Origin of the sequence: Caballeronia arationis, from assembly GCF_001544975.2 — a bacterium.
Classification (GTDB): domain Bacteria; phylum Pseudomonadota; class Gammaproteobacteria; order Burkholderiales; family Burkholderiaceae; genus Caballeronia; species Caballeronia arationis.
On record NZ_FCOG02000193.1, the window covers coordinates 1 to 8,703 of the forward strand.

At 57.0% G+C, this 8,703-nt stretch carries 9 protein-coding genes and 2 pseudogenes; 6 read left to right on the forward strand and 5 right to left on the reverse strand.

The window, feature by feature from the left end; all coding sequences use genetic code 11:
• Together tnpB and tnpA are read right to left on the reverse strand one after the other, a co-directional pair.
• The coding region (gene tnpB, locus AWB81_RS48990; protein WP_374730522.1) for an IS66 family insertion sequence element accessory protein TnpB at positions 1 to 105 on the reverse strand (105 nt) is incomplete at its 3' end.
• Positions 106 to 149: 44 nt separating this feature from the next.
• Positions 150 to 485 carry an IS66 family insertion sequence element accessory protein TnpA gene (tnpA, locus tag AWB81_RS46620; protein WP_200822572.1) on the reverse strand — a complete coding sequence of 112 codons (336 nt, stop codon included), beginning with the start codon at positions 483 to 485 and terminating at the stop codon, positions 150 to 152.
• Between the two features lie 203 nt (positions 486 to 688).
• Between tnpA and AWB81_RS38430 the strand changes: the two are divergent.
• The 4 genes and pseudogenes from AWB81_RS38430 to AWB81_RS38445 all read left to right on the forward strand — a co-directional run.
• A pseudogene (locus AWB81_RS38430) lies at positions 689 to 853 on the forward strand (transposase); the annotation flags it as partial.
• Positions 854 to 980: 127 nt separating this feature from the next.
• Positions 981 to 2,111 carry an IS110 family RNA-guided transposase gene (locus tag AWB81_RS38435; RefSeq protein ID WP_062643347.1) on the forward strand — a complete coding sequence of 377 codons (1,131 nt, stop codon included), beginning with the start codon at positions 981 to 983 and terminating at the stop codon, positions 2,109 to 2,111.
• Positions 2,112 to 2,387: 276 nt separating this feature from the next.
• On the forward strand, positions 2,388 to 3,407 hold the full coding sequence (locus AWB81_RS38440) for an IS110 family RNA-guided transposase (RefSeq protein ID WP_062643349.1): 1,020 nt from the start codon (positions 2,388 to 2,390) through the stop codon (positions 3,405 to 3,407).
• A gap of 415 nt (positions 3,408 to 3,822) precedes the next feature.
• Positions 3,823 to 4,044 (forward strand): annotated as a pseudogene (locus AWB81_RS38445) (IS110 family transposase); the annotation flags it as partial.
• Between the two features lie 832 nt (positions 4,045 to 4,876).
• Here AWB81_RS38445 and AWB81_RS38450 read toward each other — a convergent pair.
• The 3 genes from AWB81_RS38450 to pdxR all read right to left on the reverse strand — a co-directional run bounded on the left by AWB81_RS38450 (position 4,877) and on the right by pdxR (position 7,279).
• A complete protein-coding gene (locus AWB81_RS38450) occupies positions 4,877 to 5,197 on the reverse strand; it encodes a DMT family transporter (protein WP_062643351.1) in 321 nt (106 codons plus the stop codon).
• Between the two features lie 86 nt (positions 5,198 to 5,283).
• Complete coding sequence (locus AWB81_RS38455) at positions 5,284 to 5,736, reverse strand: carboxymuconolactone decarboxylase family protein (protein ID WP_062643353.1); 453 nt, start codon at positions 5,734 to 5,736, stop codon at positions 5,284 to 5,286.
• Positions 5,737 to 5,857: 121 nt separating this feature from the next.
• Complete coding sequence (gene pdxR, locus AWB81_RS38460) at positions 5,858 to 7,279, reverse strand: MocR-like pyridoxine biosynthesis transcription factor PdxR (protein WP_062643355.1); 1,422 nt, start codon at positions 7,277 to 7,279, stop codon at positions 5,858 to 5,860.
• 271 nt (positions 7,280 to 7,550) lie between these two features.
• On the opposite strand from pdxR, the gene AWB81_RS38465 reads away from it, so the two are divergent.
• Both AWB81_RS38465 and AWB81_RS38470 read left to right on the forward strand, forming a co-directional pair.
• On the forward strand, positions 7,551 to 8,195 hold the full coding sequence (locus tag AWB81_RS38465; RefSeq protein WP_327373274.1) for an FMN-dependent NADH-azoreductase: 645 nt from the start codon (positions 7,551 to 7,553) through the stop codon (positions 8,193 to 8,195).
• Positions 8,196 to 8,210: 15 nt separating this feature from the next.
• Positions 8,211 to 8,681 (forward strand): LOG family protein, encoded by a 471-nt coding sequence (locus AWB81_RS38470; protein ID WP_087135489.1) that lies wholly within the window; start codon positions 8,211 to 8,213, stop codon positions 8,679 to 8,681.
• Positions 8,682 to 8,703: the final 22 nt, after the last annotated feature.

Genomic DNA, 8,703 nt, shown 5'->3' on the forward strand with positions numbered 1-8,703 from the left:
CTTCGTGCGGTCCCGACCCACGAACACGAACAAATTGCCCGAGGCAGGCTTCTGGGCCAGCAGCGGTTCGACCAGATAGGACAGCGTGTCGATCGATTTGCGCATATCGACCGGCTCACGGCAGATGTAGGCTCGAACGTCGGCCGCGATCAGCACCGTGCACCGCCCAACTGCCCGAGCACGAAGCGCACGATGCGCTCGGCATGCGCGCCAGTCAGTTCGATGCGAACACCGGCGAGCGACAAGGTTACGCGATCACGTGACGACGACGTATCTGCCGTCGTCGATGGCTGCGTCACGACCGGCTCTGGCTCACCATCTGCACGGGCAACGACAAACGTCGCATCCGGGGTCACGGCGAGCGGGTTCGTCCGGGCAGTTGTCTCGCCCGCGAGCTTCTTGCGCCACAAGCCGAAGGTGCTGACTGCCAGCCCTTGCTCTCGGCAGAAACGTCGTGCGCCAAGTCCGCTTCGTTTCCACGCCATGACCATCTCCCGCCAGAATGCCTCGCCTTGCCGAGAACGTCGCGCTGCCCTCGGTCCCGCAGTCTCTTCGGTTGGGTCGACCATCGAAATGCTCCGCAGTCACGATGGCAAGACGTTCGCACCACGCGCGCTTGTATTCAAGACGGGATGCGCTGACGCATACGTTGCAAGAGTGGATGAAGGAGAATCAGGCTGCCAAGGCGATCGCGGCGATTCCGGGTGTAGGTCTGCTTACCGCAACAGCCGCAGTGGCAACGATGGGTGATGCGAAAGCCTTCAAATCTGGCCGCGAGTTCGCGGCGTGGCTCGGGCTCGTGCCGGCACAGACGGGCTCGGGCGGCAAGATCGAGCTGCAGGGGATAAGCAAGTCAGTATGACTCCCGTTCGGCAAGGCTGGCCGCCGAGGGAATGAAGCGCGGGTTAGCATTGCTGCCAGAGCCGCATTGAGCGAGGACGGAGCCACCGCTCAACGGACTTTTCCGACCGGAGGCCAGCGTGGAAAACGATAGCACGTTGTACGTAGGACTGGATGTCCATAAAGATTCGATCACGGTTGCGTACGCGATCGGCATGAGCGACGTTGAACTGTTTGGCAAGGTCGGCGTTATGCATATTGATATCGACCGGTTGTGCAAGAAGTTGCAAACAAAGGCGCGACACATCTGCTTTGTCTATGAAGCGGGCCCGTGTGGATATGGGTTGTACAGGAGACTGGTCGATAAAGGTTTCGACTGCATGGTTTGCGCACCGTCACTCATTCCACGGAAGCCGGGAGATCGTGTCAAAACGGACCGTCGCGACGCGATCAAGCTGGTGCGTTCGCTACGTGCTGGAGACCTCTCGGCAGTACATGTGCCATCGATCGAAGACGAATCGTTCCGGGACTTGGCGCGCGCCTGGTCGGCTGCCAGGGAGGATTTGAAGGCCGCACGCTGCAGGCTCAAATCGTTTCTGCTTGCCCACGGCATTCATTACTTTGGCCGCCCCAACTGGGGGCCCACTCACCGACGCTGGATAAGCACGTTCTCCTTCGACAGTGCATGGCAACAGTTGGCGTTCAATGAACACAGGCGCACGATTGAAGATCGGCTCGCGCAATGTGAGAGGCTGGAGCTGGCATTGCGTGAGTCTGTCATCAGCTGGCAGTTTTACCCGGTCGTACTCGCATTGCAAGCTATGCGCGGGATAAACTTTACGTCGGCGGTCGGCCTGGTCTCCGAGCTAGGTGACCTGTCGCGGTTCGAGCATCCGCGACAGTTGATGGCGTGGCTCGGCGTAACGCCTTCTGAACACTCCTCAGGTGGAAAACGGCGGCAAGGAAGCATTACCAAGACAGGCAACAGTTATGCGCGAAAGCTATTGGTCGAATCGGCCTGGAGTTACCGCCATCCTGCCCGCGTGAGCATCGACATACAGCGCCGGCATGAAGGGCTACCCAAGCCGATAGTCGACCGTGCCTGGGACGCGCAACTAAGGCTGTGCCGACGATATCGTAAGCTCGTCGCCAGAGGGAAGTCCGCGCATGTGGCCATCATCGCAATTGCACGCGAACTGGCGGGTTTCATCTGGGACGTTGGCCGATTGGGAATGACGCTGGCGTTACCGCCAAGCGCGCAATCTGCATGAACAAAGGGATGTACGTAAAAAGACCATTCAGTACAAGGAGTTTCCTGAAGGCGGCGCAGCCCGGTATTCGAGTAACCCGCGACCGCGTTTGGCAACGACATCAGTCGACTTGCGTAGCAAGGAAGCGGCAGGCTCATGAGACGGAATGAAATGAACGTCCCCCACCCATCGCCGGTGAGGAAATGCAGGAGGTGGATCCTTCACGGGCCGACGGCATCAGAGTGCCCAAAGTAGGAGATCATGACGATTTCCCCAAGGCAAACCGGAGGATCCAAAATGAACTATACGACAGTCGGCGTAGATATTGCCAAGAGCGTGATGCAGTTGCACTGGGTCGATCCGGACACGGGCGAGATCGTAAACAAAGCGATCAAGCGGGCGGCGTTTCTTGAGCACTTTGCAAATCGCGCTCCCTGCCTAGTCGGCATGGAAGCCTGCGGCGGTGCACAGCATTGGGCCCGACGACTGATCGAGATGGGGCACCAGGTAAAGCTGATGCCCGCGAAGTTCGCCAAGGCGTTCAACATTCGCAACAAAAATGACGCGGCCGATGCGCGGGCGATCTGGATGGCCACGCAGATGCCCAGTAAAGCTGTCGCGGTGAAGACGGAGGCCCAGCAAGCCGTATTGGCACTGCATCGGATACGGCAACAGAAGCTCAAGTTTCGCACGATGCAAATGAACAGCCTGCGCGGTCTGCTGACAGAATACGGCGAAGTCATGGGCAAGAGTCGAGCGGCGCTGGACAAGGCAATCCCGGGCGTGCTGGAAAAACTCGCCGGGCGGCTGCCTGGAATGCTGATCGAATCATTACGCGAACAGTGGAATGATCTCGAGAACCTCGACAGACAGATCGCCGACATTGAGAGACGCTTGCAGACATGGCTGAAAGATGACAGGGCTTGCAAAGCCATTGCTGCGATACCCGGTGTAGGTCTTCTGACAGCGACTGCGGCTGTCGCGACCATGGGCGACCCGAAGTCATTCGCGACCGGTCGAGAATTCGCGGCGTGGCTTGGCCTGGTGCCGAAACAGGTGGGTACCGGCGGGAAGGTTGTTCTGTTGGGAATCAGCAAACGAGGGGATACGTATTTGCGAACGCTACTGATTCACGGCGCGCGCAGCGTTCTATCGCATGCGAAGGATCCAGGCCCATGGGTAGCTCAGCTCGTTAAACGGCGGCCCTCTAATGTAGCCATCGTGGCAATAGCCAACAAAATGGCGCGCACAATCTGGGCGGTTCTCGCTCACGGGAATCCGTATGAAAAAGGTTACGTGAGCGTAAGGCCTGCATGACCAGCTGGGGCTGAACAGAGGAATAACCTTTGCAGGGTGATACGTCGAAAGGTTGCGTTGGCAATCGGGTGTGATGACACGACAGGTCGGACCGGGACTCGCCAAACCTGGATTACAGAGAGAGCTTTCAGCTCGTCGACGGAATGAGGAGCGAGTCAGCGGATTTCATCGGGGCCCGCAGCGAAACAGGCTGCAAAAAGGCCGAATGTAGAGCTGCAACCATCCTGTCAGTCAGAACAAACGAAAACCATTGCAAACGGGGGACGTTCATGTAGACCTCTGTAATGCGGCAACCAACCCGCGAATATCAGCGTGATCCACCGTCGAGTTTTACTGCTACGCCGCCCTCAGGAAATTTGCGTTGACAATAGAGTTAGCGATGAAAACCGATCCTGATTGACACCGGGAGTCATATCAACGAGGCGATACCTATCTCCGGACTTTGCTCGTGCACGGCGCGCGGAGCATTATTTATCGCGTGAAAGAGCCAGGTCCATGGGTGACGCAGATGAAACAGCGGCGTCCGTTGAACGTCGTAATCGTGGCGATGGCCAATAAACTTGCCCGGATAATCTGGGCGATGTTGGCACATCAACGTCCATACCGGAAGGGCTACGAAAGCGTCAAACCAGCTTGAGTTCGCAGGCCTGTCGGAAGGGTTTTGTTGGGCGGGATGGAGCGTCAAAAGTTGCGGTGGCATTTGAGTGTAATGACAAAACGGGTAGGACCTGGGACTCACCAAACCTGAAAAGATGTCAGAGCGTAACAAGCTCGTGCGTTGAATGAGGCGTGAGTCAGCGGATTTCATAGAAGGGGCCCGCAGCGGACAAGGCTGCAAAAAGGCCGAATGTAGAGCTGCAACCCATCCTGTTCGTCAAAACCTCGAAAGTCTGGCGCAAAGGGGGACGTTCATGTAGACATCTTTAATGCGTTCTACGGGAGGCCGGCGTCAGCAACGCCACGATTCATAACCGCTACCCTGAAATCGCCGAACGCGTTCGAGCACTACATGCCAGGACCAGCAGAGACAGACCGAAAGCGATACCTGATCCCGCTGAGGTCCTTCACAAGAAGTTGCAACAAGCACGCAAGGAAATAGATCAACTGAAACGGGATCTGACACGGTCTCAATCGATCAACCTTCGCTTGACGAAAAAGAACGAACAGCTAAGCGCACGCCTGCAGAAAGGGACATAGATTGGGTCGCGGTGAACCCTCAGCAGCGAAAGCGACGCTCAGCTGCTGCATGCGGAGCAGTTCTGAGGTACGAATGGACGGACTCATCGATTTGGGTGGAATGCTTCACGTTCTCCTCCCGAGTTAGACGTCGATGCTGTATCGGGTCAAGAGGGGAGCCTCGAGCGAGTGACCATGACCTGCGCTGAGCGATGTCATGTTCGGATTGAGACTGTGTAGATGTTCGAAGGCGGTGCGATGCGCCGGCGGTCGCGCGACCACGGCCGTTCTGCTCAGTTTCCCGACACGAACTTCAGGCCGACAACGCCTGCCAGAATGAGCACAATACAGAGCACCCGCGTCGGTGCAGCGGAGTCGCCTAGCACTACCATTCCCAGTATTGCGGTGCCCGCCGCGCCGATGCCGGTCCACACCGCGTAGCCGGTCCCTACTGGCAGCGTGCGGAGCGAAATAGAAAGAAGGAAGACACTCGACAGGCCGGTGGCGATCGTGAACAGTGCGGGTGTCAACCGCGTGAAACCTTCTGACCACTTCATGCAAAATGCGAATGCGATCTCGAGAATACCCGCGATACCCAATAATGCCCATGCCATGGGTGACATTTCCGTTCGTTGAATCGCCGGATTGCGGCCGGCGAAGTTAGAGCAACATCCCGCGTGAAGCGTTCGCTTTTGTGAACTCAAGCCTTTGAAGCAGCCGGGGGCGTTCGGAACGTGATTCCCAATCGATTGAAGGCGTTCATCAAGCCGATCGCATAGGTCAGGTCCGCGAGTTCTTTGTCGCTGAATTCGGCAGCCGCAAGTTCATAGTCGGCGTCGGGAACGTGAGTTTCAGCGACCCGTGTCACGGTTTCCGCCCAGGCAAGCGCAATCCTTTCGCGGGTGCTGAAAACGTCACCCGAATCGCGCCACACCGGCACGAGTACGAGCTTGTCGACCGTCACGCCAAACTTGATCAGATCGCGAGTATGCATATCGATGCAATATGCGCAGCCGTTGATTTGCGACACACGTAAATACACAAGATCGACGAGTTCTTTTGGAAGGCCAGACTTTTGAACGGTGACGTACACTCCTCCGAAAGCCTTATAACCTTCGGGCGAAGCTTTGGCGTAGTCGATACGGTGGCTCATGACGAATCCCTATGTAGTGGTTGAGAGACTACATCGTGATGCATCTTGGTCTATGGGAAAAGAACCATAATCCGCCTTTTGCACCAGGCCATGAATACCTTCATGCCGCCTGCTGGCCCTTTCAAATCAAGTTTAAAATGCGCCTACCGAGATCTTCAGCGGTGCTCTGTGCGTCGACATTTGTGAAGCTGAGAAGTAAGGCTGAAGCTCCACTATTGCCTATGGTCCAATCCGTCAATGCTTCTGCGTAGAGGCCGTCTTCCCGCATCCGTGCAACGAGCCGGCGATCTGAGCGCCGACCTTGCAATCGCAAGATCAAGTGCATTCCCCCTGGTTGCGGGTCGATCCGCACGTGTTTCCCGAGCACGTTTTCGAGACCTGCTGCTGTCGCTTCCCGACGCTCTGCATAGAGCCTGCGCATCCGTTGGATATGGCGTGCGAAGTGCCCTTCCTTAATGAAGGCCGTGACGACAGCCTGCGTCAACTCTGGACTGCCGCCCGCAAAAGCCTGAATAATCTGCTCAAACCGCTCGACCTGCGTTTCGGGCACGACAAGATAGGCGAGCCGAATACTCGGAAAAAGCACCTTGCTGAACGTGCCGGCATAGAGCACCCGTCCATCACGGTCCAGGCTTTTTAAAGCGGGCAAAGGACGGCTGACATACCGGTACTCGCCGTCGTAATCGTCCTCAATAATCCATGCGTTACTCCGTGCAGCCCAGTCGAGCAAGGCATGACGCCGGGGCAACGATAAGGCGACGCATAGCGGACTCTGATGCGCCGGGGTGATCACCGCCGCACGGGCCCGTGGCGCCAGCATGAGTCCGTCGGCGACGACCATGCCGTCCCGGTCTACAGGTACGGGGACCGCTGCGATGTTCAGATTCCTCAATAGTTCGCGACTAGGCGGATAGCCGGGGTTTTCGAGCCAAACGCGATCTCCTGCCTTCAGCAATGCATGAGCGATTAACTCGAGGGAATGGCGATACCCCGATGTCACGAATATCTGCGAGGCGGAGCAATCGATGCCGCGCGAGACCTGAAGATAGGCCGCAATTTCGGCACGCAGTTCTGGCAGACCATACACGGAAGGGTGGACCATGTCCGATGGCTGCATGGCACGTACACATCGCGCGCCGAGGCGTGCCCAGATTTTTCGAGGAAACGCATCCAGGGCAGGCAAGCCCATCTGGAACGGCCAGATCGAATCCGGACGAAAACTGGGTGCCTCGATGCTGCTGTCGCGCCGCGGCACGCCATCGACGGGGGGCGTCCGCGGTTTCAGGTCAGGCGCCACGATCGTTCCCGCCTGGCCTCGCGCCTGGATGTACCCCTCTGCGGCGAGCAGGGAATAAGCAGCCTCGATGGTGCCTCTTGCCAAACCAAGTTCCTTGGTCAGCGCACGTGCCGAGGGTATCCGGTCACCTGGCTTCAAAACCCCGCTAGCGATCGCGGCCCGAAACCGATCGTAGATTTGCCGATAAAAAGGGGCTGCCGCTGTCGGATCCAGCGACGTGATATTACTGATCTTGACCACGGCCATATGACTGCTTAACCCTTGCAACACAATTGAAACCGCATACGCCATGACGACGCGGAGCGACAGCTCAAGGTAACAAAACGATGGGGAATGAGCCTACAGAATTATGGACCAGTTGATAGGTTGATTCTTGGATCTTTTTGATGAGGCATACGGTTTGTAAAATGATTTCGTGCCTCGCGTTTCGACGCGCACCACGTGCGGGGCGCCCTCGGACGTCGAGTGTTCGCCCGACGACGCGTCGTTACTGAAAATTGAACCTTGAAATGGTTAAATGATGAATATCCTGCATATTAGCTGTAGCCCCCGCGGGCAAGCCGCAGAGAGCTCCAGGCTCTCCCAAAAAATTATTTGCCTGTTGATGGAACGAGAGCCGGGAGCAAGAGTAGTCAATCGCGCGATCGGTAACGGCGCGCTTCCTCACATTGATGAAAATTACGCGCGCGCTCAGCATTCGGCCACGGCGGAGGTCACGCAGGAAGGGTCTGTTTCCACTTCGGAAGAATTAATCGAAGAACTGGAGAGCTCAGACATTGTGGTCATTGCAACGCCCATGCACAACCTCAGCGTGCCCTCTGTGTTGAAAGCATGGATAGATCATGTGGTCAGAGCCCGGCGAACGTTCGAGGTGACGAGAGATGGGAAAATAGGCACACTACGCGACCGCCCGGTCTTTGTCGCTGTGTCTTCGGGCGGAAGATTTTCTGGGAAGCATGCGCGGCAACCGGATTTTCTGACGCCTTATCTAAGGCTCATTCTGGGTACCATCGGCCTCCATGACGTGACTTTTTTCTCCGTCGAGGGAACAGGCGCTGGAAGGGATGCGGTCACTGAGGCGAGGACTAGAACGGACCGGGCGCTACAAGCGTATTTCGCTTTGTTCCGCGTCACGGAATGCAACGCTTTGCCGTCACCGTAATGGAGTTCTTCCGGTATGCCGATACGTTCAATCAAGAGCATGGCCGTGTTTTGTGGATCAAACTACGGGTCCGCCGAAGAATTCGCTGACGGTGCACGAGCACTTGGTCGGGCTTTGGGAGAAGCGGGCGTAACCCTGGTCTATGGCGGAACGATAAAAGGTTTGATGGGTGTTGTCGCGGATGCCGCTTTGGCTGCTGGCGGCAATGTACACTGCGTTATTACCGAAGGCCTGCATCAGTGCGGGCAGTCGCATTCAGGTCTGACTCGCCACGAAATCGCGCCAACGTTGCGTAGCCGTAAAGAACGGATGATTGAGCTTGCCGATGCCTTCATCGCTTTGCCAGGGGGCATCGGCACGATCGAAGAGCTGATGGAAGTATGGACAATGAACCAACTCTCGGAGATCGATAAACCGGTAGGCCTATTGAACTCGAGAGTGCCGAGTTCTTGCGCCTTTCTCACGGTCTCATCTTGGCGTTCGTGAGCGCCGATCCAGTTCTCGGTAA

Coding starts and splice junctions, on each gene's coding strand:
- AWB81_RS38450 (WP_062643351.1), bottom strand. CDS start 5,197: ATGGCATGGGCATTATTGGGTATCGCGGGTATTCTCGAGATCGCATTC.
- AWB81_RS38440 (WP_062643349.1), top strand. CDS start 2,388: ATGAACTATACGACAGTCGGCGTAGATATTGCCAAGAGCGTGATGCAG.
- AWB81_RS38465 (WP_327373274.1), top strand. CDS start 7,551: ATGATGAATATCCTGCATATTAGCTGTAGCCCCCGCGGGCAAGCCGCA.
- AWB81_RS38470 (WP_087135489.1), top strand. CDS start 8,211: ATGCCGATACGTTCAATCAAGAGCATGGCCGTGTTTTGTGGATCAAAC.
- AWB81_RS38455 (WP_062643353.1), bottom strand. CDS start 5,736: ATGAGCCACCGTATCGACTACGCCAAAGCTTCGCCCGAAGGTTATAAG.
- pdxR (WP_062643355.1), bottom strand. CDS start 7,279: ATGGCCGTGGTCAAGATCAGTAATATCACGTCGCTGGATCCGACAGCG.
- tnpA (WP_200822572.1), bottom strand. CDS start 485: ATGGCGTGGAAACGAAGCGGACTTGGCGCACGACGTTTCTGCCGAGAG.